Annotated in this window: 22 protein-coding genes; 12 read left to right on the top strand and 10 right to left on the bottom strand. The window is 67.9% G+C overall.

Annotation, left to right across the window (positions count from 1 at the left end):
• The first annotated feature begins 9 nt into the window (after positions 1–9).
• Positions 10–2,055: a TonB-dependent receptor gene (locus tag AB2M62_RS15585; RefSeq protein ID WP_404339972.1), complete on the top strand. Its 2,046-nt coding sequence runs from the start codon at positions 10–12 to the stop codon at positions 2,053–2,055.
• Here AB2M62_RS15585 and AB2M62_RS15580 read toward each other — a convergent pair.
• Positions 2,040–3,131 (bottom strand): glycosyltransferase, encoded by a 1,092-nt coding sequence (locus tag AB2M62_RS15580; protein ID WP_404335226.1) that lies wholly within the window; start codon positions 3,129–3,131, stop codon positions 2,040–2,042. The genes AB2M62_RS15585 and AB2M62_RS15580 overlap by 16 nt on opposite strands.
• A gap of 271 nt (positions 3,132–3,402) precedes the next feature.
• Here AB2M62_RS15580 and AB2M62_RS15575 point away from each other — a divergent pair, with 271 nt between their 5' ends.
• From AB2M62_RS15575 to AB2M62_RS15565, 3 genes are read left to right on the top strand one after another with little or no spacing between them, the layout of a single operon-like run.
• Positions 3,403–4,239 (top strand): hypothetical protein, encoded by an 837-nt coding sequence (locus AB2M62_RS15575; RefSeq protein WP_404335225.1) that lies wholly within the window; start codon positions 3,403–3,405, stop codon positions 4,237–4,239.
• Positions 4,236–4,748, top strand: a complete 513-nt coding sequence (locus AB2M62_RS15570) for a DUF2141 domain-containing protein (RefSeq protein ID WP_404335223.1) — start codon at positions 4,236–4,238, stop codon at positions 4,746–4,748. Before AB2M62_RS15575 ends, AB2M62_RS15570 begins: the two co-directional genes overlap by 4 nt.
• A gap of 10 nt (positions 4,749–4,758) precedes the next feature.
• Entirely contained in the window at positions 4,759–5,955 is a 1,197-nt protein-coding gene (locus tag AB2M62_RS15565; RefSeq protein ID WP_404335221.1) for a glycosyltransferase, read from the top strand.
• Here AB2M62_RS15565 and AB2M62_RS15560 read toward each other — a convergent pair.
• A complete protein-coding gene (locus tag AB2M62_RS15560; protein ID WP_404335219.1) occupies positions 5,895–7,442 on the bottom strand; it encodes a hypothetical protein in 1,548 nt (515 codons plus the stop codon). The genes AB2M62_RS15565 and AB2M62_RS15560 overlap by 61 nt on opposite strands.
• Positions 7,443–7,591: 149 nt before the next feature.
• Here AB2M62_RS15560 and AB2M62_RS15555 point away from each other — a divergent pair, with 149 nt between their 5' ends.
• Complete coding sequence (locus AB2M62_RS15555) at positions 7,592–9,217, top strand: alkaline phosphatase D family protein (RefSeq protein ID WP_404335218.1); 1,626 nt, start codon at positions 7,592–7,594, stop codon at positions 9,215–9,217.
• A gap of 35 nt (positions 9,218–9,252) precedes the next feature.
• Here the strand turns inward: AB2M62_RS15555 and pepN are convergent, their stop codons facing one another.
• A complete protein-coding gene (gene pepN / locus AB2M62_RS15550; RefSeq protein WP_404335216.1) occupies positions 9,253–11,841 on the bottom strand; it encodes an aminopeptidase N in 2,589 nt (862 codons plus the stop codon).
• 48 nt (positions 11,842–11,889) lie between these two features.
• On the opposite strand from pepN, the gene AB2M62_RS15545 reads away from it, so the two are divergent.
• Entirely contained in the window at positions 11,890–13,617 is a 1,728-nt protein-coding gene (locus AB2M62_RS15545) for a M28 family metallopeptidase (protein WP_404335214.1), read from the top strand.
• Positions 13,618–13,628: 11 nt separating this feature from the next.
• Positions 13,629–15,239, top strand: coding sequence for a M28 family metallopeptidase (locus tag AB2M62_RS15540; RefSeq protein ID WP_404335212.1), 1,611 nt, complete (start codon positions 13,629–13,631; stop codon positions 15,237–15,239).
• 10 nt (positions 15,240–15,249) lie between these two features.
• Here the strand turns inward: AB2M62_RS15540 and AB2M62_RS15535 are convergent, their stop codons facing one another.
• The 3 genes from AB2M62_RS15535 to AB2M62_RS15525 are packed head-to-tail and all read right to left on the bottom strand — an operon-like array spanning position 15,250 to position 16,858.
• Entirely contained in the window at positions 15,250–15,894 is a 645-nt protein-coding gene (locus AB2M62_RS15535; RefSeq protein WP_404335210.1) for a heme exporter protein CcmB, read from the bottom strand.
• Positions 15,891–16,460, bottom strand: a complete 570-nt coding sequence (ccmA, locus tag AB2M62_RS15530; RefSeq protein ID WP_404335208.1) for a heme ABC exporter ATP-binding protein CcmA — start codon at positions 16,458–16,460, stop codon at positions 15,891–15,893. The genes AB2M62_RS15535 and ccmA overlap by 4 nt, the downstream gene beginning before the upstream one ends.
• Positions 16,457–16,858 carry a metallopeptidase family protein gene (locus AB2M62_RS15525; protein WP_404335206.1) on the bottom strand — a complete coding sequence of 134 codons (402 nt, stop codon included), beginning with the start codon at positions 16,856–16,858 and terminating at the stop codon, positions 16,457–16,459. Before AB2M62_RS15525 ends, ccmA begins: the two co-directional genes overlap by 4 nt.
• A 50-nt stretch (positions 16,859–16,908) precedes the next feature.
• Here AB2M62_RS15525 and AB2M62_RS15520 point away from each other — a divergent pair, with 50 nt between their 5' ends.
• Complete coding sequence (locus AB2M62_RS15520) at positions 16,909–17,196, top strand: 4a-hydroxytetrahydrobiopterin dehydratase (protein ID WP_404335204.1); 288 nt, start codon at positions 16,909–16,911, stop codon at positions 17,194–17,196.
• A 32-nt stretch (positions 17,197–17,228) separates the two neighbouring features.
• Here the strand turns inward: AB2M62_RS15520 and AB2M62_RS15515 are convergent, their stop codons facing one another.
• The gene (locus AB2M62_RS15515; RefSeq protein WP_404335202.1) at positions 17,229–18,023 is read right to left on the bottom strand and encodes an SDR family oxidoreductase; all 795 of its coding nucleotides are present in this window, start codon (positions 18,021–18,023) and stop codon (positions 17,229–17,231) included.
• Positions 18,024–18,068: 45 nt separating this feature from the next.
• Between AB2M62_RS15515 and AB2M62_RS15510 the strand changes: the two genes are divergently transcribed.
• The 4 genes from AB2M62_RS15510 (at position 18,069) to AB2M62_RS15495 (ending at position 24,059) form a co-directional block, all read left to right on the top strand.
• Positions 18,069–18,836, top strand: a complete 768-nt coding sequence (locus AB2M62_RS15510) for an ATP-binding cassette domain-containing protein (RefSeq protein ID WP_404335200.1) — start codon at positions 18,069–18,071, stop codon at positions 18,834–18,836.
• A 160-nt stretch (positions 18,837–18,996) separates the two neighbouring features.
• A complete protein-coding gene (locus tag AB2M62_RS15505) occupies positions 18,997–20,538 on the top strand; it encodes an ABC transporter permease/substrate-binding protein (RefSeq protein ID WP_404335198.1) in 1,542 nt (513 codons plus the stop codon).
• A gap of 45 nt (positions 20,539–20,583) precedes the next feature.
• Positions 20,584–23,046, top strand: coding sequence for a glycoside hydrolase family 3 N-terminal domain-containing protein (locus tag AB2M62_RS15500; protein ID WP_404335196.1), 2,463 nt, complete (start codon positions 20,584–20,586; stop codon positions 23,044–23,046).
• Entirely contained in the window at positions 23,043–24,059 is a 1,017-nt protein-coding gene (locus AB2M62_RS15495) for an aldose epimerase family protein (RefSeq protein WP_404335194.1), read from the top strand. The genes AB2M62_RS15500 and AB2M62_RS15495 overlap by 4 nt, the downstream gene beginning before the upstream one ends.
• On the opposite strand, the gene pgeF is transcribed toward AB2M62_RS15495, so the two are convergent.
• From pgeF to AB2M62_RS15480, 3 genes are read right to left on the bottom strand one after another with little or no spacing between them, the layout of a single operon-like run.
• On the bottom strand, positions 24,056–24,817 hold the full coding sequence (pgeF, locus tag AB2M62_RS15490) for a peptidoglycan editing factor PgeF (protein WP_404335192.1): 762 nt from the start codon (positions 24,815–24,817) through the stop codon (positions 24,056–24,058). The genes AB2M62_RS15495 and pgeF overlap by 4 nt on opposite strands.
• On the bottom strand, positions 24,814–25,317 hold the full coding sequence (locus AB2M62_RS15485) for a GNAT family N-acetyltransferase (RefSeq protein ID WP_404335190.1): 504 nt from the start codon (positions 25,315–25,317) through the stop codon (positions 24,814–24,816). Before AB2M62_RS15485 ends, pgeF begins: the two co-directional genes overlap by 4 nt.
• Entirely contained in the window at positions 25,314–26,414 is a 1,101-nt protein-coding gene (locus AB2M62_RS15480; RefSeq protein ID WP_404335188.1) for a class I SAM-dependent methyltransferase, read from the bottom strand. The genes AB2M62_RS15485 and AB2M62_RS15480 overlap by 4 nt, the downstream gene beginning before the upstream one ends.

Here is a 26,414-nt window from a genome sequence, read left to right as displayed (position 1 = left end):
ATCCTTCCCCTGGCCGCCGGCCTGCTGTTCGCATTTCCCGCCGCCGCCCAGGAAGCCGTCGACGACCCCGAGACGATCGTCGTCACCGGCCGCGGGCTCGACGTGCCGCCGGGGGAAGCGGCGTACGATGTCGTCACGATCGACCGGGCACGCCTGTCGGGCGTGGCCAGCAATCGGCTCGACGACGTGCTGCGCGATGCCGCCGGCCTTGCCCAGTTCCGCCGCTCCGATTCGCGTTCGGCGCATCCCACCAGCCAGGGCGTCACGTTGCGTGGGCTCGGCGGCAATGCCTCCAGCCGCGCGCTGCTGCTGCTCGACGGCGTACCCCAGGCCGATCCGTTCGGCGGCTGGGTGGCGTTTCCGGCCTATATGCCCGATCGCCTGTCCTCGGTGCGGATCACGCGCGGCGGCGGCAGCGGCTATGCCGGGCCCGGCGCGCTCGCCGGCACGATCGAGATGACGAGCGGCTCGCCGCACGATCTTGCGCCGCTTGCGCTCCGCGCCGCCTATGGCAGCCGGGACAGCGTCGATGCCAGCGCGGTCGGCGCCGTCGATCTCGGCAGCGGCTTCGCGACGGTCGCGGCGCAATATGGCCGGGGCGACGGCTTTATTCCGATTGTCGCAGGGGATCGCGGCCCCGTCGACCGGCCGGCGCCCTATGAGCAGGCGAGCGTCGCGTTGCGCGGTGTCGCCGATATCGGCGGTGGTGCCGAACTCCAGGCCAATGTCTCGGCATTCAGCGACCGGCGCGACCGCGGCGTCGACTTCACCCAGGTGAAGAGTGACGGCGCCGATGCCAGCCTTCGCCTCGTCAAGCGCGGCGGCTGGGCCTGGTCGGCGCTCGCCTATCTCCAGACCCGCCAATTCGGCAGTGGCTTTGCCAGCGTCAACGATGCGCGCACCATCGTCACGCCGACGCTCGACCAGGTTAATGTCCCCGCCACCGGCATCGGCGGCCGCCTCGAGATCGCTCCGCCGATCGGCGGCGGCGTCACGCTGCGCCTGGGCGCTGACGTTCGCCGCGTTTCGGGCAAGACGGAGGAGCTTTACACCTATGTCGCCGGCGCGCCGACCCGGCGCCGCGTCGCCGGCGGCGAGAGCCTGACCGGTGGTGGCTTTGCCGATGCCAGTTTCGAATCGGGCCCGCTGACGCTCGATCTCAGCGGCAGGCTCGATCATTGGACAATCCGCGGTGGGTCGCTCGTCGAGCGCGCCCTCGCCGGTGGCGCGGCGCTCACCACCCTCGCCTTCGCCGATCGGTCCGGCTGGCAGGCGACCGGCCGTGCCGGCGCCGCCTATGATCTCGGCGAGTTGACGCTGCGCGCGGCAGCGTATCGGGGTTGGCGGTTGCCGACGCTCAACGAACTCTACCGCCCGTTCCGCGCCGGCGCCGATGCCACTGCCCCCAATGCGGCGCTCGATCCCGAAACGCTGTCCGGCGCCGAAATCGGTGCGGACTGGCACGCCGCTTCCACGCTCACCCTTCGAGTCACGGGCTATTGGAACCGCCTCGACCACGCGATCGCCAACGTCACCGTCGCCAACGGGCCGGGCACCTTCCCCTATGTCGGCGTCGTCTCGGCCGCGGGCGTCTATCGCCAGCGCCAGAATCTCGATGCAGTCGAAGCGCGCGGCATTGAGTTCGATGGCCGCTGGACGCGGGGCGAACTGAGCCTCGCTGCATCCTATGCCTATGTCGACGCGCGGGTCCACGGCTCGGGGTTGGCGACGGCGCTCGACGGTCTCCGCCCGGCGCAGACTGCGACCAATCAGGCCTCCGCCACGCTCGCCTGGGCGCGCGGCAACTACGGCGTTTCGGTCACCGGCCGCTATATCGGCCCGCAGTTCGAGGACGATCAGAACAGCCGCACCCTGGCCGACGCTTTCACGCTCGATGCGTCGCTCGCGGTGCCGCTGTTCGGCGGACTAGACGCCGAATTTCGCGCCGAGAACCTTGCCGATGCCCGTGTCGAGGCGACGATCAGCGGCCCCGGGGTGATCGAGCGGGCAACACCGCGCACGCTCTGGGCGGGGCTGCGTTACCGGCTGCGCTGAGCAACCGTCGAATCGAACAGGTCAAGATAGGCGGCGATCGAGTCCCCGCGCGCCACCACCGGGGCCGGGCGCGGTCTTCCGGGCGCGAGCCAATGATCGAGCGCCGCGACCAGCGCATCCGAATCGTCCCGCGCCACGACGGTGCCGAGTTCGGGCGCGGCGACGATCTCGCGCACCGCGACGCTCAATTCGGTCGAAACCACCGGGGTCCCCATCGAGAGCGCCTCGCGCAGCACGCCCGGCACGCCTTCGAAGTCCGACGTCAACGCCGCCACCCGCGCCCCGGCAAGCGCAGGCAGCGGATCGCCCGCATGGCCCGGCATTGTGACGCGATCCCGTAGACCCAGCTTGGCGATTTGCGCTTCGAGCGCTGCCCGCGCGCTGCCTTCGCCCACGATCAACAGCGCGACGTCACGATCGGCGAGCCGCGGGAGTGCCGCAATCAGCCGGTCCCAGCGCTTTTGCGGCTCGAGCCGGCCGACGCCGGCGATGTAGCGCCCGCTCGGCAGCGTCAGCGGCACGGCGTCCGCGATCGGCTCTGCCGGCGGATTGGGGATGACGTGCACGCGCTCGGGCGGCATCCGCATTTCCGCCACCGCTTCGGCCGCCATCGCCGGAGTCATCGCGACAAGCTGGTCGAGAAATAGCGGATGCAGCCGCAGCCAGCGGCGATAACGCCACATCGCGCCGCGGCGCATTTCGGGCCGGACCAGCGCGTTCGACACCTTGGCGACGATCGGCGGACAGCCGTGGCCAAGCCGCAGCCGGGTGAGCGCGGCAATCCCGCTATAATGATTGCCGGGGCAGAAAATCAGGTCCGGCGCCTGCGCGCGCACGATTCGCGGCAAGCCGAACAACGCCTTGTGGCGCGCGTCGCCGAGATGGATCAGATCGATCTCGTGCGGGATCTCGGCGGCGAGCGGGCCTTCGTCCGAACCCAGCACCAGCGTCACGCGGCGCCCCGCGTGCAGCCATCCTTTTGCCATGCGCAGCATCGCGCGTTCGACCCCGCCGCCGCGCATCGTCTGGGCGTAGGTGAGGATGTGCCGGGCACTTTCGGAGGAAGGGCGGTGCAACATCATATCTTGCGGATCGCCACGCTTAAGCCCAAATCGCCCCCGCAATAAACCGCAATCTGCTGCCAATTGGCCATCGCGGCTGAGTCTGGGGGGCATGGCAAGGCGCGGAAACGATTAGAAGCGTGCGTCTTGTCTGCAGCGGAATTGAAACTGTGAATGGTCCTGTCCCGGAGGCTTCGGTGAATACGAGCGCGATCGAAGCCCCGTTGGCGGCTGCCCCGATCTTGCGGGGCTCGAGCCGGTCGAGAAGATCAAGCGGCGCTGGCCGATGATCCTCGGCGGTGGTCTCACCCTGCTGATGATCGTCGCGCTGGGGCGTGAGTTGTTCGATTCGGGCCTGGCCGGGCTGTCACGCGCGCTGCCGGCCAATCCGCTCTTCTACATCGTCTTCGTGCTCTATTATCTCGGCCCGCCGAGCTTCGACTATGTCATTTTCCGCCGGCTCTGGCAGATCCCGCTCGCCGGCATGGCGGCGCTCCACAAGAAGCGCATCTCGAACGAAGTGCTGGTCGGCTATTCGGGTGAGGCCTATTTCTACGCCTGGGCACGCCAGCGCACCCAGATGGTCGCTGCCCCGTTCGGCGCCGTGAAGGACGTGACGATCCTGTCGGCGATCGCCGGCAATGCCGTCACGCTGACGATGGTGCTGCTCGCTTTGCCCTTTGGTATGGGGCTGCTCAGCCATGATCAGCAGAATTGGGTGCTGGGCTCGATCGGCATCCTGATCGCTACCTCGCTTCCCTTCATGATCTTCTCGAAGCGCGTCTTCTCGCTGCCGCGCGCCAGCCTGTGGTGGATTTTCGGCGTGCACTGCGCGCGCATCCTCACCGGCTCGCTGCTCATCTCGCTGGCCTGGCATTTCGCCATGCCGCAGGTGTCGGTTGCGGTGTGGCTGCTGATGGCGGCGGGCCGCCTGTTGGTATGGCGCCTGCCGCTCGTGCCCAACAAGGAGCTCGCCTTCGCGGCGATTTCCGGCGTGGTGATTGGTCAGGGCCAGTCGCTTTCGGAGCTGATGGCGCTGATCGCCGCGCTCACCCTTCTTGCCCATGTGACGCTGATCGGGGGCTTCAGCATTCACGCACTGATCACGAGGAATAAGCAATGATCCGCGCTGCCGCCGCTCTTTTGTTGTCGTTCGCGGCGTTCGCCCCGTCCGCTGCCCAGGCGCAGGATCCCGTCGACGGATCGTGCGCCGTCCCGGGCGGCGCCCGGCTCTATGTGAAGGTCGAGGGCCTCAAGGACCGCAGCGGCCGGCTCAAGCTCGAACTCTACCCGGCCAATGAGGCCGACTTCCTCAAGGACGACCGCGACCTCAAGAAGGAAGGCAAGCCCTTCCGGCGCATCTGGGCGCAGACCCCTGGCGCAGGGCCGGTGACCCTGTGCATCCGCGCGCCGAGCGCCGGGCAGTGGGCGGTGCTGTTCACGCACGATCGCGACGGCAAGAACAAGTTCAACTTCTGGCAGGACGGCGCGGGCTTCCCCAGCAACCAGCGGCTGGGCCGCAGTCGGCCCAAGGTCCGCCAGGCGCTGGTGAACGTGCCGGTCGGGGGTGGTACGATCACCGTGCGTGCGCAATATCTCAAGGGTCTCGGCGGGTTCGGCCCGCTCGACTGAGGAAGCCGTCATGCGCATCGTCGACGTCAACGAATTCTATTCGCCGACCGGCGGCGGGGTGCGCACCTATATCGATCGCAAGATCGGGATCATGGCCGATATGGGCCATGAGCTGACCGTGATCGCACCGGCGCTGGAGGACGGCGTCGAGGACCGGCCCGGCGGTGGTCGCATCCTCTGGGTCGAGTCGCCGGCGCTGGTGCTCGATCGCAATTACTGCATCTTCGTCAAGGACGAGCCGGTGTGGAAGCTGCTCGATGAGCTTCAACCCGACATCGTCGAGTGCAGCTCGCCCTGGCTGCCCGCCTGGACTGTCGCCAATTGGAAGGGCGATTCGCTCAAGGTGTTCTTTGCGCATGGCGACCAGATCGGCGCCTATCCACAGCGCTGGCTGGACAATGTGGCTACGCCGATCCAGGTCGAGAATGCCTTCGCCTGGTACACGCGCTACATGAACCGCTTCCTCGGGCATTACGACGCGTTCGTCACCAACGGTCCGGCGCTGGCCAAGCGCTTCCGCCGCCGCGGCATGCACGTCGATGCGTCGATGCCGCTGGGAATCGAGCGGCGCTGGTTCTCGCCCGATCTTCGCGACGAGAAGCTCCGCGTGGCGCTGCTCGACCAGCTTGGCCTGCCGCCCGAGGGGATGTTGCTGCTCGGCATGGGGCGTCACCACAAGGAAAAGCGCTGGCCGCTGGTGATCGACGCCGTCGAAGCTGCGGCGACCGACATTCCGGTGGGGCTCATACTGCTCGGTGACGGCCCGCAGCGCCGCCAGCTAGAGCAGCGCATCGCGGATAGTCCGCACATTCGCATCTTTCGCCCTGTCTATGACCGCGTCCGGCTCTCGCGGATCATGGCGAGCTGCGATGCGCTGGTGCACGGTTCGGACGCGGAACCGTTCGGTTTGGTCGCATCCGAAGCACTCGCATCGGGCCTGCCGTTGATCGGGCCGGACGAAGGCGGCTTCGCCGAGATCGCCGATCCGCTGTTCGCCGAAACTTATCGTGCGCGCGATGCGCTATCCGCGGCGGACGCGATTCGCCGGCTGTTCGCCCGCGACCAGCCGATATTGCGCGCCGCCGCGCGCGTCGCGGCAGGCAAGGTGCGCAGCGATGCCGACCATACGGTCGAGCTGATGTCCTATTACGAAGGCTTGCTCGCCGAGCGCCGCGACACCCGCGCCTCGCTCGCCGGCGCGGCGTAGACTGCGATCCAGATATCGCCCAGCGGATAGCGGCCGCGCAGCGTGTAGCCGCCCTCGGCCAGCCGGTGGATGGTCAGTCGGTGCGCCGCCATCCGCTCGCCGAAATAGGTCGGGCGCATCACCACGATCTCGGGTCGCTTGGCGAAGATCCGGTTGATCTCCTCGAGCTGATCGACGCCCAGCGCGCCATTCTCGCGCTCGCGCGACAAATGGCTGGGGAACACCCAGGGCGTCAGCGTGCAGCGCCCGGTATAGCTGTAGAGGATCGCATTGCCCGAATAGACATACATGCAGCCCGGGCCATGCCCGATCGCGTCGGCAAGCTGATCGAGCTGCTGGGCATTGCCGCGATGCCACATCGCGCTCCACGCGGTATATTCGCCGCCGAACCCCGCCGCGGCCAACATCAGCGGGGTCAGCCACACCCGCCCGATCCGACTTCCGCCCAGATAGCCCGCGCAGCACAAAGCGGCCGGCAGCATCACCGGCAGGGCATAATGGTTGAACCACGATCCGAACACCAGCAGCCCGATCACCGATGCGATCAGCCAGCCGAACAGCAGCGCGCGCACCGGATGTTCGGATTCATCGTTGACCGGCACATGGCGCGACAGGCCGCTGACGATGAGCAGCGGCCCGAGCATCAGCGCGACCTTGAGGAAGGCGCGCAGCAGCACGTCGGCGGGATCGCTTTGGCGCATGAAGATCGAGCCGAAATTGGCGTAGAGCCAGGCATCGCTATGCCCCATCGCGGCATAGACGCCCCAGGCAAGCACCGTCGGCACCATCGCGGCGGCTATCAGAATCCCGCCAAAGCCGACAATCTCGGCGGCTTGCACGCCCAGCCGTCGCTCGCGCCAGAGCAGCCACAGGCCGAGGAACATGCCTTCGAACAGCACGGAATATTTGATCTGCAACGCGATGCCGATCAGCCCCATCGCTGCGACGGCCTTGGCGCGGCGCCGCCGCTGGCTGTCGGCATCGGTCGTGCAGGGCAGCACCAGCCCGATCGCGAAGGCCGTGACGAGGTTGTAGAACACCGGCGCCTGGCCGCCCTGGCCGTCGCCGAAATTGATCATGAAGATGTAGAGCAGCGCCGCGGTAAGCCCGCCGCGTTCCCAGCCGGCCTTCTTGGCAAGGCGCAGGATCAGCAGCGCAGTGAGCACGACGCTCGTCAGCGCCATCGCCTGATAGACCCAGATGCCCGCGGGCACGCCGGCGGCGGCGGCAGGCAGATAGAGCAGGAACAGCCCGATCGGCTTGCGGTCCCATACGTCGACGAACGGCAGCGCGCCGTCGAGCATCATCCGCGCCGTCGCGAAGTAGAACTCCTCATCGACATGGACGACAGGGTTGCCGAAGGTCAGCGCGCGGACCAGGATCGCTGCGGTAAGCAGGATCGCCCAATTGGGCAGGGCGGCAATCGCGGCAAGCGGAGAGCGGGGCGCTGCGGCCTGCGCTTCGAGTACTGCAGTATCAGCCGGCATCAGCGATTGCAGCGCCTAGGCTGGAGGATCCGAAAACGCATGAAACAGCCTTGTTATGGAGCGACTTGCGGCCATCCATAGCTGCATGTGCGAACGCTGTCACGAACGCGCCATGCAGAGCCGGCAATGCGTCTCATGAAGGGACTCACATGACATTCCAGATCGATCGCCGCACGCTGCTGGTTACCGCGACGCTAGGGATTGGCGCACTTGCGCTGCCCGGATTCGCCTTTGCCGCAGGACAGATTCAGGGCTTCACCCATTCGGTGGCGAGCGGCGAGCCGTGCGCCGATTCGGTTCTGCTGTGGACGCGGTACATTCCAGCGGACGGCGGACCCGTGAAACTGCGCGCCGAAATCGCCGAGACGGCGGACTTTTCGCGGATCGTCAGCGGCGGCGAAATGATCACCGGCCCATGGCGCGATCATACTGCCAAGATCACCGTCACCGGGCTCGAGCCCGGCCGACGCTATCACTATCGATTCGTCGCGCCCGATGGCAGCTTCTCGCCGGTCGGGCGGACGCGCACGCTGCCCGAAGGCGCCGTGAACCGCTTCGGAATCGCAGTGTTCTCCTGCTCGAACCTGCCGTTCGGCTATTTCAATGCCTATGGTCATGCCGCTGCGCGCGACGATATCGACCTTTCGGTCCATCTCGGCGACTATCTCTATGAATATGCCAAGGGCGGCTATGCGCCCGAAGGCGGCCCGATCGGCGGGCGGCTGCCCGAGCCGGTGGGCGAGATGATCCACCTCGCCGATTACCGCATCCGCTATGCCAGCTATCGCAGCGACCCCGATCTTCAGGCGCTCCACGCCGCCAAGCCGATGCTGGTGCAGTGGGACGACCATGAATCGGCGAACGACAGCTGGGAAGGCGGCGCCGAAAACCATCAGAGCGACGAGGAAGGCCTGTGGAGCACGCGCCGCGCCGCCGCGGTGCAGGCGTTCCGCGAATGGATGCCGGTCTCAGAGACGCCGTGGGGCAGCTATGACATCGGCACGCTGGCGACGCTGTTCCGCACCGAGAGCCGCCTGCTCGCGCGAAGCCACCAGCCCGATATCGATCCGATGTTCCAGCAGGCCGATGTCGCCGCCGCGCTGAAGGCGTTTCGCGATGGCCCCTGGCAGGACCCCGCCGTGACCATGCTGGGCAGCGAACAGGAAAATTGGCTATCGCACGCAATGCGCCGATCGGTGCGTGATGGGCAGAAATGGCAGGTGGTCGGCTTCGGCACGATCATGGGCGAAACCCGCCTCCCGCCCCAGGCGATGGACTGGCTCAAGCCCGATGCGTCGAAGGGGACGCGCGACTATGTCGAGTCAGGCGTTGCCGCGGGCAAGCTGGGCTTGCCGCTCACCTTCGACAATTGGGGCGGCTATCCCGCTGCGCGTGCGCGCTTCCTGCGCTCGGCCCAGGGGATGGGCGCCAATCTCGTGGTGATCTGCGGCGACAGCCATAATGGCTGGGCCTATGATCTCGGCCAGGACGGCAAGCCTGCCGGGGTCGAGTTCGCCGGGCACAGCGTCACCTCGCCGGGCTATGAGCACTCCACCGCCACCGACCCCAAGCGCGTCGCGGCCGCGCTGGTCGCGGCCAATCCCGAACTCAAATGGTGCGACACCAGCCGCCGCGGCTATATGGCGATGACGCTGACGCCCGAGCGCGTTTCGAACGACTGGGTATTCGTCGACACGGTCGAGCGGCGCTCGCTGCGCGCCAGCGTGGGGCACAGCGCGGTCGTCCAGCGCGGGCGGAACGTCATGGCTGGATGAAGCCAGGCCCCTCCCGCTCGGGAGGGGCCCGCGCCTCAATCCAGGCTCTTCGATGCCTGTTCGAACGTGTCCTTGCTCAGCCCCGGCGTCGCGACGATGCGCTCGAGTTCGGCGCGCATCTTGGCGGCGCGGCCTGCGTCGAAGCGCTTCCAGCGGCCCAGCGGCGGGATCAGCCGTGCCGCGGTCTGCGGGTTGAGCTTGTCGAGCGCGATGATCTGGTCGGCGACGAAGCGGTAGCCCCGTCCCGAAAGATCGTGGAAGGCGCGCTGGTTGACGCTGAAAGCACCGATCAGCGCGCGCGCGCGGTTTGGATTGGCGAGCGTGAAGTCGGGATGCCGGGCCAGCGTCTCGACGATCTGCGCGGTGTCGTCGCGCGTCGCCAGCGCCTGCGTCTGGAACCATTTGTCGAGCACCAGCGCATTGGCCGAATAGCGACGATAAAAGCCTTCGATCGCCGCCTCGCGCAGCGGCGAGCTGCCATTGGCGAGCGTGGTCAATGCACCCTGGCGATCGGTCATATTGTCGGCGCCTTCGAACTGGGCAAAGGCCAGATCGGCAGCGTCGGCGGCACCGCTCGCGGCGATATAGCCGAGCGCGACGGTGCGGATTCGCCGCGCGCCCTTGGCCGCCGGCGAATATTCGAAACGGTTGGCGCGGGCGCCCTCATAGGCGGCACGCCATTCCGCGGCGAGCTCGCGGCCGAGATCGGCGCGCAGCGCCTCACGGGCGTGGAAGATCGCCTCGGGCTCGACCACCGCCATCTGGTCGCCGATGAAGCTGTCCGAGGGCAGCAGCACCGCCTCGGCGACAAAGGCGCTGTCAAGCGCGGTATCGCCCAGCGTGTTGCGCACCGCATCGATCACCGGTCCGTGGTCGACCGAGCCGTTGGCGACGCTCTCGACCAGCGTATCGAGCATCAGCTGCTGCATCGCCTCGTAGCGCGCAAAGGGATCGTCGTCGTGCGCCGAGAGGAAAGCGAGGTCCTTGGGCGTTCGGTTGGTCTCGACGATCACCGGCGCGGAGAAGCCGCGGTTGATCGACAGCACCGGCTGTTCGGTCAAATTCTCGAAGACGATCTCCGCCTCGGGATCCTTGAGCAGCACGAGCTGCTCGTCGCACATCGCGCGGCCGGTGAACTCGCCGAACAGCTTGAGCTTGAGCGGCAGCACCATCGGCGCCTTGTCGGGCTGGCCCGGCGTCGGCGGGACGGTCTGGCGCAGCTTGACGCGGGCGCGGCCGCCATCGCGGGTGAGCGTCGCCGAAACCCGCGGGGTGCCCGCCTGGCTATACCAGAGGCGGAACTGGCTGAGGTCCACGCCGCCGCCCTGTTCCATGCTCTGGACGAAATCCTCGCAGGTCGCGGCAGTGCCGTCGAACCGCTGGAAATAGAGATCGGTCGCGGCGCGGAATTTCTCGGGCCCCAGGATCGTGGCCATCATCCGGATGACCTCGGCGCCCTTGTTGTAGATCGTCGCGGTGTAGAAGTTCGAGATCTCGATATATTCGTCGGGGCGGATCGGATGCGCCAGCGGGCCGGCATCCTCGGGGAATTGTGCCGCACGCAGGCCACGCACGTCCTCGATCCGGTTGACCGCCGCGCTGCCCTGGTCCGCCGAGAAGCTCTGGTCGCGGAAGACGGTGAAGCCTTCCTTCAACGAAAGCTGGAACCAGTCGCGGCAGGTGACGCGGTTGCCCGACCAGTTGTGGAAATATTCGTGCGCGACCACTGCGGCGATCGCGTCATAGTCATAATCGGTCGCGGTATCGGGGTCCGCCAGGATGTAGCGGCTGTTGAAGACGTTGAGCCCCTTATTCTCCATCGCGCCGAAGTTGAAGTCGTCGACCGCGACGATGTTGAACACGTCGAGATCATATTCGCGGCCATAGACCTGCTCGTCCCAGGCCATCGACAGCTTGAGCGCGTGGAGGGCGTGATCGGTCTTGGGCAGGTCGGGCGCGCGCACCCAGATGCCGAGCTGGACGTCGCGGCCCGACATCGTGGTGAAGCTGCCGCGATTGGCGACGAGGTCGCCCGCGACTAGCGCGAACAGGTAACACGGCTTGGGGAAGGGGTCATGCCACTCGGCCCAATGCTTGCCGCCTTCGCTTTCGCCCTGGGCGATCGGATCGCCGTTCGCCAGCAGCACCGGGTAGCGTGCCTTGTCGGCGGTCATCCGGACCTTGTACTTCGAGAGCACGTCGGGGCGATCGGGGAAGAACGTGATGCGGCGGAAGCCCTGCGCCTCGCACTGGGTGCACAGGATGCCGCCCGAGGCATAGAGCCCCATCAGCTGGGTGTTGCGCTCGGGCGCGATCTCGACTTCGGTTTCGACGCTATGCGCGCCGCCGGAAAGCGGGACGATCAGGTCTTCGCCGTCCATCGACCAGTCGGAGACCGCGACGCCATCGACCTTGACGCTCAGCGCGGTCAGGCCCTCGCCGTCGAGCCGCAGCGGATGGGCATGCGATCCGTTGCGAGTGACCGACAGCGTGGTGCGGACGCGGGTCGCGGCCGGATCGAGATCGAAGTCGAGCGCGATGTCGGGGACGAGCCAGTCGGGCTCGCGATAGTCCTCGCGGCGCGTGACATGGGGGGTCTGGGTTGCGATCTGAGCGTCAGCCATGCTCGCGATATAAGCACACGGGCGCGCGCCGCCATCAAGAATCTGCCGTTGCGCAACTATCTTGCGGTGCTACCGGTGCTGGCATTCCCGATGCGCACCCAAGGAATCCCGATGCTTCGATTTACTGCGCCGTTGCTTGTCGCATTCGCCGCCCCTGCCTTCGCGCAGACTGCCGCGCCTGTCGCCGCCGATCAGAATACGCTGCTCAATGCCGAGCTTCCCGCCGACCAGGCCGCGCTTAAGAGCCACATCATGTTCCTCGCCTCGGATGCGATGCGCGGCCGCGACGCGGGTTCCCCCGAATATGACATCGCCGCGCAATATGTCGCGTCGCAATTCTACGAGCAGGGGCTGCGCCCCGCGGGCGATGCGGGCAGCTATCTCCAGAAGGTGCCGCTGATCAGCTACAAGCCCGCCGACAAAGGCGCGATGACGCTGACCCGCAAGCGCGGCTCACCGATCACCCTGGCGTTCGGCGAGGATTATGTGCCCGTCGGCAATCCGTCCAAGACCGATTTCGTGCTGAGCGCGCCGGTCGTCTTCGTCGGCTATGGCATCGTCGGGCTGGGCCGGGACGACTATAAGGGCGTCAATGTGAAGGGGAAGATCGTCGCGTTCTTCGGTGGTGCGCCGTCGAGCTTCCCGGCCGAGGAGCGCGCGCATTTCGGCAGCCTGCCGTCCAAGGGCGAGATCGCGATGCGCAAGGGCGCGGTCGGCTATCTAACGCTCGAGAACCCGCGCGGCGGGCGCGGCAATTATCCGTTCGCGGCGCTTGTCGGCAATTGGGATCGCGCGCGTTTCACTTGGGGCGAGAAGGACGGCACCGGCCATATCCCGACGCCGGCCACCCCCGGGCTCGGCACGCTGAGCAAGGTCGGCGCCGCCAAGCTGTTCGAAGGCGCCAGGACTCCCTGGGCCGAGATCGTCAAGCGCGCCGAGGATGACAGCGCGGTGTTCAAGGCGTTCGAGCTTCCCGCCAGCCTGGGCGTGACGCTGCGCACCGCCAACACGGCGATCACCAGCTACAATGTCGCCGGCATCCTGCCCGGCAGCGATCCCGCGCTGGGCAAGGAGGTTGTCGTGCTCTCGGCGCATCTCGACCATATCGGCGTCGGCAAGCCCGATGCGAAGGGCGATACGATCTATAACGGCGCGATGGACAATGCCGTCGGCATCGCCTCGTTGATCGAGGAAGCGCGCCGCTTCAAGGCATCGGGCAAGCCGCCGCGCCGCTCGGTGCTGTTCCTCGCCGTCACCGCCGAGGAAAAGGGGCTGATCGGCTCGGACTATTTCGCGCATAACCCGACGATGCCCAAGGCGAACCTCGTCGCCGACGTCAATCTCGACATGCCGATCATCACCTACAAGTTCGAGGACGTCACGCCGTTCGGCGCGGCGCACTCGACCCTGGGCGAGACCGTCGCGCGCGCCGCGGCGCAGATCGGCGTCGGCATGGGCGGCGATCCGCGCCCCGACGAGGCGTTCTTCGTTCGCTCGGATCATTATCGCTTCGTCCAGCAGGGCATCCCCTCGGTCTTCCTGTGGCCGGGCGAGAAGGGACCGGGCAAGGCGGCGACCGATAATTTTCTCAGCACGCATTATCACCAGCCTTCGGACGATCTCGTCCAGCAGCCGGCGATCGATTGGGAATCGGGCGCGCGCTTCGTCGACGTAAATTATCGGATCGCGCGCGAGATCGCCGATGCCGATCAGAAGCCGATGTGGAAAAAGGGCGACTTCTTCGGCTCCCTCTTCGGCGGTCCGATGCAGAAATGAACGGGGCTGACATGAAGAAATTGCTGATCGCACTGCTGCCGCTGCTAGCGGCGGGCCCTGCCTTTGCGCAGGGGCTGACGCCTGCCGAGGCGGCGCTCAAAGCGCATGTCGCCTTCCTCGCCTCCGATGCGATGAAGGGCCGCGACACCGGCTCGCCCGAGCTCGCGATCGCCGAGCAATATGTCGCCGCGCAGATGCTCGCCGCGGGTCTGAAGCCAGGCGGACCGAACGGGTCGTGGCTCCAGCCAGTGCCGCTAGTGTCGTACCGCGCGGCCGACCATGGCAGCATGGTGCTCAAGCGCGGCGGCGTCTCCACGCCGCTCGAATGGGGCAAAGACTATCTCGCGCGGGCGAACTCGCGTCTGGCCGAGGCTACCGTCACGGCGCCGGTGGTTTTCGCCGGCTATGGCGTCGTCGACAAGGCGAGCGGGATCGACGCGTATAAGGGTCTCGACGTACGCGGCAAGATCGTCGCGGTGATCCGCGACGCGCCGCATGCGCTGCCCAGCGAAGTCCGCGCACATTACGGCCAGATCGAGGAGCAGTCGCGCTTCGCTGCCGAACGTGGCGCGGTGGGCATCCTGTTTATCGAAGGCACCACGCGCCACGCCATCTTCCCGTTCGAGGCGACCGTCGGGCTGTGGGATACTGCCGGAATGACCTGGGCCGACGTCGACGGCAAGGCGCATGCGGCGGGGCCGAGCGTGCCGTCGCTGGGGTATCTCAGCATAGCGGGGGCGGAGAAGCTGTTTGCCGGCGCCAAGCTCAAATGGGCCGACGTCCTCGCTGCCGACAAGGCGGGCAAGCCGCTGCCGACCGGCGCGCTTGCCGTGACCGCCGACGCCGTCGCGCATACCGAGATCAAGACGCTCAGTGCCAACAATGTTATCGGGCTGCTCGAAGGCTCGGATCCTGCGCTCAGGGGCGAGTATGTCGTTCTGTCGGCGCATCTCGACCATGTCGGCGTGGGCAAGCCCGACGCGAAGGGCGACACGATCTATAACGGCGCGATGGACAATGCTGCAGGCACCGCCTCGATGCTCGAAGTCGCGCGCGCCTTCCAGGCATCGGGCAAGGCGCCGCGGCGCAGCGTGCTGTTCGTCGCCGTGACCGCCGAGGAGAAGGGGCTGGTCGGTTCTGATTATTTCGCCGCCAAGCCGGTGGTGCCGGCAAGCGCGATCGTCGCCGACGTTAATCTCGACATGCCGATCCTCACCTACAAGTTCGAGGACTTGGTGGTCTATGGCGCGGACCGCACGGCGATCGGACCGATTGTCGCCAAGGTTGCCGCCGCGGAAGGCGTTACGCTCACCCCCGATCCCACGCCCGAGGAAGCCAGCTTCGTGCGCTCGGACCATTACAGTTTCGTGCGCGCCGGTATTCCTGCGGTGTCGCTCGAGCCGGGACCCAAGGGCCCGGGTAAGGCGGCGATCGAGGATTTTCTCGAGCATCACTACCACCAGCCTTCGGACGAAGTGACGCTGGTCGACTTCAGCCAGGGCGTGCGTTTCGTGAAGCTCAATTATGAGATCGCGCGGGCGATCGCGGATGGCGACAAACGGCCGACCTGGAACAAGGGCGATTTCTTCGGGCTGCTCTACAAGGGGCTAGGCGCGAAGTGACCGGGCGGTCTCAGGACCGTCCCATCCGCACCGCGGCACCCGCGACGAACGGGCATCCGGCGACGAGGAGCAGGCTCACCGCCGCGAGCAGCTTGAGCCCGCCGGGCGTGTCGGCGCCGGCGCTGGCCCCGAAGATGACCAGCGGCACCGCGAAGGGCAGCATCACCAGCCCGGCGAGGGCACCGGCACCGCGCAGCCCCGCGACCAGGGCGGATGTGGCGATGCCCAACGCCGCCAGCCCCGGCGTGCCGATCGCCAGCGCGGCGAGCAGGATCAGCAGTGCGTCGCCGGGGATCTGGAGCAGCGCCGCAGCGATGACCGTGGCGACGAGGAGCGGGGGCGCGAAGCCGAGCCAATGGCCGGTCATCTTGGCGGCGGCGACCAGCGCATCGGGGATGCCGCGCACCGCGAATTGATCGAGCATCCCGCTCTCGGCGTCGGGTGCCACCAGCCGTTCGACCGGCAGCAGCGCGGCAAGCAGCGCGGCGGCCCAGACCACGCCGGGGCCGATCCGCGCCAGCAGTCTGGGATCGGGGCCGATCGCGAACGGAAAGAGCGTCGCGACCAGCAGGAAGAACACCACCGGCAGCAACAGCCCGCCGCTGCTCCAGGCGCGGCGCAGTTCGCGGCGGACGATCGCGACGAACGCACTCACAGCGTAACCGCCTGGGCGCCGGGAAGCGCGATCGGCAAATGCGTGGCAACCAGCGCGATGCCGCCGGCGGCGCGGTGTTGCGCGATCAGCGCCTCGAGTTGCTGGCCTGAGACGGTGTCGAGGCCGTTGGCCGGTTCGTCGAGCAGCCAGATCGGCGCACCGCTCGCGACGACGCGGGCGAGCGCGGCGCGGCGGCGCTGGCCGGTGGAAAGCAGGCGCACCGGAACCGCTTCAAGACCCGCGAGCCCGAGCGCAGCGAGCGCTTCGCCGACGGCACCGGCGCGGCCGTCGATCGCGGCCCAGAAGCCGAGCGCGGCGCCGAGCGGCAGTTCTGGATCGAGCGCGCTGGTCTCGGCGAGCAGCGCGCGGGTGCCTTCGGTTTCGACCGTGCCGGCGGCCGGCGCGAGTAGCCCGGCGGCGATGCGCAGCAGGCTGGACTTGCCGGCGCCGTTGGGGCCGGTGACCAGAGCGGCGTCACCGGGGCCGAGCGCGACGCCGAGCCCCTCAAACAACAGCCGGCCACCGCGCACGCAGCCGATGTCGGCAAGGGCGAGGCGCGGGCTCAACCGGCGGCGTCTTCGAGCGCGTGCATGTCGTCGTCGGAAAGCCCGAAATGATGACCGACCTCGTGCACCACGACATTGGTGACCAATGCCTCCAGGCGCACCCCGGTCTCGATCCATTCCTCGAGGATCGCGCGGCGATAGAGGTGGATGCGATCGGGGAGGCCGCCCGAATCGAACGCCGATTTCTCGCCGAGCGGGCGGCCGTGATAGAGACCGGTCAGATCGAGCGGATGATCGATCCCCAGCGCGTCCAGCGTCTCTTCGTCGGCGAATTCCTCGATGATCAGGACCACATCGGCGAGATGCGTGGCGAACGGCTCGGGGATCCGGGCGAGTGCCGCACGCGCGAGTGTCTCGATACTGTCCGCATCGGGTGCGAAGGATGCTTGCCCGCCCATGGGCCATTCCATAGGCGGAGCGACAAAGCTGCGGCAAGGAGGAGGATGCGATGGTGGCGCGATTGACCGAAGGGCTGCGGAACGAATCGCTGGCGACGCTGCCGGGCTGGACCTACGACGCCGATCGCGACGCGATCACGAGACGCTTCAGCTTCGTCGATTTCGGCGAGGCGTTCGGCTTCATGACGCGCGTGGCGCTGATCGCCGAGAAAACCGATCACCATCCTGAATGGAGCAACGTCTGGAACCGCGTCGACGTGCTGCTGACAACGCACGATGCCGGCGGACTTTCCACTCGCGACATCCAGATGGCGCAGGCGATCAACGCACTGATGTAGCCTTGCTGGGCTGAGCAGCGGCTGGCGCCGCGTCAGCGCCCCAGCGCGCCGCGGCGCATCTGCTTGCGGAGCGTGCCGGGCATCCAGCGCGCGGCGAAGGCGAGGCGGCGCGCGGTCTTGCCGATGACGGTGTGAAGGCGGTCGCCGTGCGCGGCGTCCCAGATCCGCTCGGCGACTTCTTCCACCGGCGTGAATTCAAGTCCCGCGGCGCGCACCGAATCGCGCGCGGTGCGGTTCGATCCCTGGGTGACGGCGTCGAGCAGCGGCGTATTGATGAAGCTCGGCATGACCGAGCGGACCCGGATCCCGTCGGCGGCCCATTCGCCGTCCAGCGCCTCGGTGAGCCCGCGCACCGCGAACTTGCTCGCGGTGTAGAGGGCGAGGCCGGGGGAGCCATAGATGCCCGCCGCCGATGCCGTGTTGAGCAGGCACGATCCCGGCGTCGCCTTGAGGAAGCTATGGCCGATCCGCGCGCCGTTGATCACGCCGACGATGTTGATACCCACCAGCCGGTCGATCTCGGCGAAGGCGGTGTCGGCGAGCAGGCCGCCCACGGCGATGCCGGCATTGTTGAACAGCAGATCGAGCCGCCCGCCGCTCGCCGCGGTGAAGGCGGTAAGCGATGCCAGCCAGGCGTCGCGATCGCGCACGTCCATGATATGGGTGGTGGCGAGCCCTTCGGGCAGCATCGCGCGGGTGGCTTCGAGCCCGGCGGCGTTGACGTCGGCGAGCCCGACCCGCCAGCCGCGCGCCGCGAACAGCCTGGCAACGGCCTGGCCGATGCCCGATGCGCCCCCGGTGATGAAGATAGCCTTCTCGCCCGCCATGCATCCCCCTCTTTTGCTTTGCCGCGCAATCCCGCACAGTCACCGATGATGGCCGAGCCGCAGCGCGTTATCTTCAACAATGTCAGTAAGCGCTATCCGGGCGGGGTCAATGCCGTGGACGGCGTCTCGCTGGAGATCGCGGGCGGCAGCTTCGTCGCGCTGGTCGGCGCATCGGGATCGGGCAAGTCGACGCTGCTCAAGACCGTCAATCGATTGGTCGAGCCGAGCGGCGGCGACGTGCGGATCGGCGACGCGCGCGTCGACGCCGTGCCGGCGCCCGCGCTGCGCCGGCGGATCGGCTATGTCTTCCAGAATGTCGGGCTGTTCCCACACATGACCGTGGGCGAGAATGTGGCGATCGGGCTGAAGCTGGCCGGCGCCCGCGATACCGCCGGGCGGGTGGCCGAATTGCTGGCGCTGGTCGAGCTCGATCCGGCGCTGGCAACGCGGATGCCCGATGCGCTTTCGGGCGGGCAGCGCCAGCGCGTTGGCGTGGCGCGTGCGCTGGCCACCGAGCCCGGGCTGATGCTGATGGACGAGCCGTTCGGCGCGCTCGACCCGGTGACGCGCGATGGGCTCGGCAAGGCGATCCGCGCGCTGCACGACCGGATGGGGCTGACCACGATACTGGTGACCCACGACATGGCCGAGGCGCTGCTGCTCGCCGACCGGGTGCTGGTGATGGCGGCGGGGCGCGTGGTTGCCGATGCGGCGCCGCGCGACTTGCTGGCCGGGCGCGGCGGCGCGGTGGCCGATGCGCTGGTCGCGGTGCCGCGCGAACAGGCGCGGCGGCTGGCGGCGTTGGGGGAATGAGGGGGCTTTCCCAAATTCCTCCCCGGAACGGGGAGGGGGACCGCGCCCGCAGGGCGTGGTGGAGGGGACCCCGCTCTCCGCATGCGGTGTCGCTCGTGGATGGCGGACCCCCTCCACCAGCCTGCGGCTGGTCCCCCTCCCCGTTCCGGGGAGGAATTTGATGACCGCCGCTTTTGCCCGGGTGCCCGAATTGCTCGCGCAGCATTTGCTGCTGGCGTTTGCGGCGCTGTTGCTGGGGCTGGTTATCGCCTTGCCGCTCGCCGTGCTTTCGGCACGCCACCGCACCGTGGGCCGTATCGCGCTCGGTTTCGCCAGCCTTGTCCAGACGATCCCCAGCCTGGCGCTGCTTGCGCTCTTCTATCCGATCCTGCTGGCGCTTTCGGGACTGGTCAGGGGCGGGATACCCGCGCTCGGCTTTCTGCCGTCGCTGCTGGCGCTGTCGCTCTATGCGCTGCTGCCGATCCTGCGCAACGCCGTGACCGGGCTCGCCACGCTCGATCCGGCAGTGGTGGAGGCCGCGGACGGGGTCGGAATGACACGCGGGCAGAAGCTGCGGCTGGTCGAGGCGCCGCTGATCGCGCCGATGGTGATGGCAGGCATCCGCACCGCCGCGGTGTGGACGATCGGCGCGGCGACGCTGTCGACCACAGTGGGCCAGCCCAGCCTGGGCGACCTGATCTTCGCCGGCTTACAGACGCAGAACTGGGCGCTGGTGCTCGCCGGCTGCCTGGCCGCGGCGGGCCTGGCGCTGGGCGTCGACGCGCTGCTCGGGCTCGCCGAATATGGCATCGCGCGGCGCCGGCGCGGGCTGGTATGGACCAGCCTGGGCGTGCTCCTTGCGCTGGTGCTGGTCGCCCTGGCGCCCGCCTGGCCGGCGGCGCGCGGCACGGTGACGATCGGCGCCAAGGGCTTTTCCGAGCAATATATCCTCGCGCGGCTGATCGGGCATCGGCTGGAGGATGCGGGCTACACGGTGCGCTATCGCGAAGGGCTTGGTTCGGCGGTGGCGTTCAGTGCGCTCGCGAGCGGCGATGTCGACGTCTATGTCGATTATTCGGGGACGATCTGGACCAACCAGATGCAGCGCAAGGAGGTGCCCGATCGGCAGTCGATCGTGCGGGGCGTCGGCGACTGGGCACGGCGCGAACATGGCGTGACCTTGCTGGGGGCGCTTGGCTTCGAAAATGCCTATGCCTTTGCGATGCGCGGCGATGACGCCCGGCGGCGCGGCATTGCGAGCATCACCGATCTGGTGCCCGTGGCGGGGCAGTTGACCCTCGCCACAGACATCGAATTTCTCGAGCGGCCCGAATGGGCGGCGGTGCAGCGCGCCTATGGCCTGCGCTTCAAGTCGGCGCGGCCCTATCAACCGACCTTCATGTATCGCGCGCTGGCGAGCGGGGCGGCAGACGTCATCCCCGCCTTTTCCTCGGACGGGCGTATCGCCGCCGACAAGCTGACCGTGCTCGCCGATCCGCGCCACGCGATCCCCGGCTATGACGCGATCCTGTTGCTGAGCCCGGCGCGCCGCGGCGACGCGCGCTTCCAGGCGGCACTGCGGCCACTGCTGGATGCGATTCCAGTCGAGAAGATGCGCGAGGCGAACTATCTGGTCGATCGCGACCACGACCAGCGCAGCCCCGACGACGCGGCGCGCTGGCTTGAAGGGCAGTTGGACCTGGAGCGTGGACTTCGCCACTGAATTTTGGTTATCGCTACCAGGATGCAAAAAACGAGGGAGAGAGAGATGCGCGTTGGGCTCGGGCTGTTGCTGGCCACCACTTTCATCGCCGCACCGGCTTTTGCGCAGCAAGCGCCGACAGCGCTGTCTGGTGGGCCGACCGTCGCCCATCCGGAGAAATGGCCCGCGGCGCACAGCGTCGGGATCGTCGATCCGGCGACCGAGAAGTTCGTCACTGCGCTGCTCGCCAAGATGACGCTGGAAGAGAAAGTCGGCCAGATGATTCAGGCCGACATCGCCAGCATCAAGCCCGAGGATCTGCGCCGCTATCCGCTGGGATCGATCCTGGCGGGGGGCAATTCGCCGCCGCTTTCGGGCGACGATCGCTCGGGCCAGGCCGATTGGGTGGCGACCGCGCGCGCCTTCCGCGCCGTGGCGATGGAGCCGCGCGGCAGCAAGCATGCGCCGATCCCGCTGATCTTTGGTGTCGACGCGGTGCACGGCAACAACAATGTCGTCGGCGCGGTGATCTTCCCGCACAATGTCGGGCTGGGCGCGATGAACGATCCCGCGCTGATCCGCCGCATCGGTGCGGCGACGGCGGCCGAGAGCGCTGCCGCCGGGATCGACTGGGCATTCGGCCCTACGCTGGCCGTGCCGCAGGACGATCGCTGGGGCCGCACCTATGAGGGCTATTCGGAGGATCCCGGCCTGGTGAAGCGCTATGCCGGCGAGATGGTGCGCGGGCTGCAGGGCGAGCCGGGCACCAAGGGCCGTATCCAGAAGGGGCTGGTCGCCGCCTCGGTGAAGCATTTCCTTGGCGATGGCGGTACGTTCGGCGGAGTCGATCAGGGCGATACCCGCGTCTCCGAAGACGAACTGATCGCGATCCACGACGCGGGCTATCCCAATGCAGTGAATGCCGGGACGCTGACCGTGATGGCGAGCTTCTCGAGCTGGAACGGCGCCAAGATGCACGGCAACCAGTCGCTGCTCACCGGCGTGCTGAAGGGCCGGATGGGGTTTGACGGGTTCATCGTCGGCGACTGGAACGGCCATGGCCAGATCCCGGGCTGCACGATCACCGACTGCGCCGCGACGTTCAACGCCGGGCTCGACATGGCGATGGCACCGGACAGCTGGAAGGGGCTGTTCGATTCGACCGTGGCGCATGTGCAGGACGGGACGATCCCGATGGCGCGCGTCGACGATGCGGTGCGGCGGATCCTCCGCGTGAAGGCGAAGCTGGGGCTGTTCGCGGCGGCGCGGCCGATCGAGGGCAAGGCCGGCGTGCTGGGCGCGGCCGAGCACCGCGCCGTGGCGCGCGAGGCCGTGGCCAAGTCGCTGGTGCTGCTCAAGAACAATGGCGTGCTGCCGGTCAAGGCGAGCGCCAAGGTGCTGGTCACCGGGCCGGGCGCGGATTCGCTGGGTATGCAGACCGGCGGCTGGACGCTGAGCTGGCAGGGCGACGGCAATGGCAACGACCTGTTTCCCAATGGCGAGACGATCTTCTCCGGCATCAAGAAGGCGGTGGAAGCCGGCGGCGGCACCGCGACCTATTCGGCCGATGGCAGCTTCACCGCCCAGCCCGATGTGGCGATCGTGGTGTTCGGCGAGACCCCCTATGCCGAGATGCGCGGCGACCTGCGAACGCTCGAATTCCAGGCCGGCGACAAGCAGGCGCTGGCGCAGTTGAAGGCGCTGAAGAATGCCGGGGTGCCGGTGGTCTCGGTGTTCCTCTCGGGGCGGCCGCTGTGGGTGAATCCCGAACTCAATGCCTCGGACGCGTTCGTCGCCGCCTGGCTGCCGGGAAGCGAAGGCGCGGGCGTGGCCGATGTCCTGATCGGCGACAAGGCGGGCAAGGCACGGCGCGATTTCAGCGGCACGCTTTCCTACAGCTGGCCGAAGACCGCGGGGCAGTTCGTGCTCAACAAGGGGCAGGCGGGCTATGACCCGCTGTTCGCGCTGGGCTATGGCCTGCGCTATGCCAAGCCGGGCACCGTGGCGAACCTGAGCGAAGTCTCCGGCGTCGATCCGTCGCTCGGCAACACCGCCAATTATTTCGCCCGCGGGGCGGCGCCGGCACCCTTCTCGTTCGCGACCGACAGCGGCGTCGCACGCAAGACCGTGGAGGGGCCGCAGACCCAGGAGGGCGCGCAGCTGCTCACCTGGACCAAGCCGGCGACGCTGCGCATCGGCGGGGGCGAGCTCGATCTCAGCCGCGAGGCCAATGCCGATCTGTCGCTACAGCTCGTCTACAAGCTCGATCGCGCCGCGGGCGGGCCGGTCAAGCTGCTGATGGAGGGCGGCGCCAATACCGGCGCGATCGACGCGACCAGCCTGTTCACGGGCCAGACCGGCACGTGGCGGACGGCCAAGATCCTGCTCAAATGCTATCAGACCAATGGTGTCGATTTGACCAAGGTGGTGGCGCCGGTGGTAATCCAGGCCAATGCGCCGCTCAGCTTCGCGCTGGCCGAGGCCAAGATCGTCTCCGACCCCAACAATTCGACCTGCCCGGGCAAGTGAGCATCGAGCGCGTCGAGATCGCCTGTGGGGGCTATCGCGCCGAGATCCTCGATCTCGGCGCGACCCTGCGCCGGCTGGTGCTGCCGGACGGCGCCAATGTGGTGCTCGGCTTCGCCGATCTCGACGACTATCTCGGGCCGCCGCTTTTCTATGGGGCGATCGCCGGGCGCTATGCCAACCGGATCGGCGGGGCGCGGTTCAGCCTTGACGGGGTGGAGTATCGGCTGGCGGCGAATGACGGGGAGAACAGCCTGCATTCGGGGCCCCGCGGCTTCGACCAGCAGCGCTGGGAGATCGCCCAGCGCGACGACCGCTCGGTGACGCTGCGCCATGTCAGCCCGGACGGGACCAACGGCTTTCCCGGCACGCTGACCAGCGAGGCGCGCTACGAGATCGGCGCGGACGGGCTGGCAGTGTCGCTGCGCGCGACCACGGATCGCCCGACGGTGGTGAACCTCACCCACCATGCCTATTTCAACCTCGCCGGCGAGGATAGCGGCGCAAGCGTGCGCGATCATGTGCTGCAGCTGCCCGCGAGCCGCTTCACGCCGACCATGCCGGATGCGATCCCGACCGGTGAGTTGCGCGATGTGGCGGGGACGGCGTTCGACTTTCGCAGCCCCAAGCCAGTGGGGCGCGACATCGATGCCGCCGATCCGCAGCTCGAGGCGGCGCGGGGCTATGACCATAATTTCGTGCTGGATGCTGCAGACGGCGCGCGGCGGCGGGTGGCGACGGTGTGGCACCCGCGGTCGGGCCGCGTGCTGGACGTGCAGTCGACTGCGCCCGGCGTGCAGTTCTACAGCGGCAATTATCTGGGGGGCGCCGCGCCGGGAACGAGCGGCGGCGACTATCGCCAGAATTCGGGGCTGTGCCTCGAGCCGCAGCTGTTTCCCGACAGTCCCAACCGGGCCGAATTCCCCTCGGCGCGGCTCGATCCGGGCGCGGAATATCGCCACGACATTGCCTTCCGCTTCCGCACCGCGGCGAACGAGGACGAAGCGTTCGGCTAGAGGCCGATGATCGACACCTGGCGGCCATAGTCCGCCTCGCCGCGATGGGTGGCGCGGCGGAAGCTGTAGAAGCGATCGGGCTGGCTATAGGTATCCTCGCCGAGCATCTCGATGGTGCGCAGCCCCGCGGCGGCGAGCCGATGCGCAACATAGGCTTCGAGATCGAACTGGAAATGCTCGGGCTTGCCGTCGGCGAAGAAGCGTTCGTTGTCGGGATCGGCCTCGGCGAAGCGCTGGAAGAAGCCGGCATCGACTTCGTAGCTGGCGCGCGCGATGCACGGCCCGACCGCGGCGACGATGCGGCTGCGTTCCGCGCCCAGCGCCTCCATCGCGGCGATCGCCGAATTGGTGACGCCGCCGATCGCACCCTTCCACCCGGCATGCGCCGCGCCGACGACGCCCGCCTCGCGATCGGCGAGCAGCACCGGCGCGCAATCGGCAGCGAGCACGCCGAGCGCAAGGCCCGGCCGATTGGTCACCAGCGCATCGGCATGCGGGCGCAGCCGGTCTTCGAACGGTTCGAGCACCGTCACCGCGTCGGCTGAATGAACCTGGTAGAGCGTCACCAGCGAAGCACCCGGCAGCACGGCTTCGGCGGCACGGCGACGGTTCTCGGCGATGGCATCGGGATCGTCGGCCGAGCCGAGCCCGACATTGAGCCCCGCGACCACGCCGGTAGAGACGCCGCCGCGCCGGCCGAGAAAGCCATGCGAAACGCCGTGGAGTGCCCGGGCGCGTATGATCTCGACGTCGCTCATAGCGCGAGGCGCATCAGGCGATCCTCGTCTTCATGGTCGCCGACCAGGAAGATGTAGGGCCCGCGATCGACGAAGCCATAGCGTTCGTAGAAGCGCTTGGCCCGGTGATTGTCGATATAGACCGACAGCCACAGCGTTTCCGCCCCGCGTGCCCGCGCAGTGGCAAGCGCCCAGTCCATCAGCGATTGCGCCGCGCCGGTGCCCTTGCCGCGTTCGCGCAGATAGAGCTGGCGCAGCTCGATCGCCTGGGGATCGGGCGCGATCGGCAGCGTAATCGGGCCGAGCTTGCAATAGCCGATCAGCCCGTTCTCGTCCTCGGCAAGCCGGAAGGCGAGGCCCGGCGTGGCGAATTCCGCCGCCCAGGCTTCGGGCGTGAACTTGGCGAGGAAGGTGGCAAGGTTCTCGGCGGTGTAGAGATGGCCGAAGGTCGCGACGAAGCTTTCGCGGAACACGGCGTCGATCGCCGGAAGATCGGCAGGAGTGGCGTCACGGTAGATCATGCAAAGCCTGCGGGAGTGGGCCAGCCAGGGGCGGTGAACGCGATGACCTTGAACAGGTCGCCCATCTGCTCGGGGTCGACCAGCCGGTCACGATCGGCGGCGAGGCTGTCGGCGCGATCGGGCGCGGCGCGGGCGAGCGCCTCGGCGCGCGCGTTGATGCCAAGCGCCTTCAGGAAGGCGCCCTGTGTCACCGGGCCGTGAACGACCAGCCCCTCGGCCTCGGCGGCTTCCTTCAGCGTGGCGAAATCGACATGGGCAGTGAGATCGGCCTCGCCGGGTTCGTCGAATGGGTTGGTATAGGCATGCCCGCGCACCGCCTGGAGCGTGTCGCCGATCGCCGGGCCTTCATAGCCATAGTCGATGATCAGCGCCGCACCGCCCTGGGCGAGCAGCCGCGCCGCTAGGCCGCGCAGCACCGCGACGCTGGCCGGCGAGGTCTCGAGGATCGATCCCGGCATGGCATCCTTCAAATGGCGCGGCACGATCATGTCGAAGCTGCGATCGCCGGCAATCGGGAGGAACAGCGTATCCTGGCAGGCGATAAGCCGCTCGCGCCAGCCTTCGCCGGTGGCGATGAGCTGACGGATCGGCAGCGCATCGAAGAATTCGTTGGCGACGATGAGGAGCGGGCGATCCTCGTCGATGCTGGTCACTTCGAGATGCCATTCGGCCTGCGGAAGCCGCTTGGCCTGTTCGGCGCGCAATGTCGGACTGTTCTCGACCAGATGGACCGGCGGCGCGAGCCCCGCCTTGGCCATCGCGCGCAAGGCGTCGGCGGCCAGCGTGCCGCGTCCCGGGCCCAGCTCGACATAGCGCGTCTCGGGGCGCCCGGCGCGATCCCACAGATCGGCCAGCCACAGCCCGATCAGCTCGCCGAACATCTGGCTGATCTCGGGCGCGGTGGTGAAATCGCCGCGCGCGCCCAGCGGATCGCGGGTGCCGTAATAATGGGCGTTGGCGGCGCCCATGAATTGCGACAGCGGGATCGGCCCGGCAAGCGTGATCGCGCGGGCGATCCGCTGGGGAAGCGCGGCCTCAACCGCGTTGGCGCTGCTGGCCGCGTTGCCGGGCGTCAGGTCGGGGACGTCGGTCGACAT

This window comes from Sphingomonas sp. MMS12-HWE2-04, from assembly GCF_044881185.1.
Classification (GTDB): domain Bacteria; phylum Pseudomonadota; class Alphaproteobacteria; order Sphingomonadales; family Sphingomonadaceae; genus Sphingomonas.
This window is presented reverse-complemented; position numbering and strand designations above follow the sequence as displayed.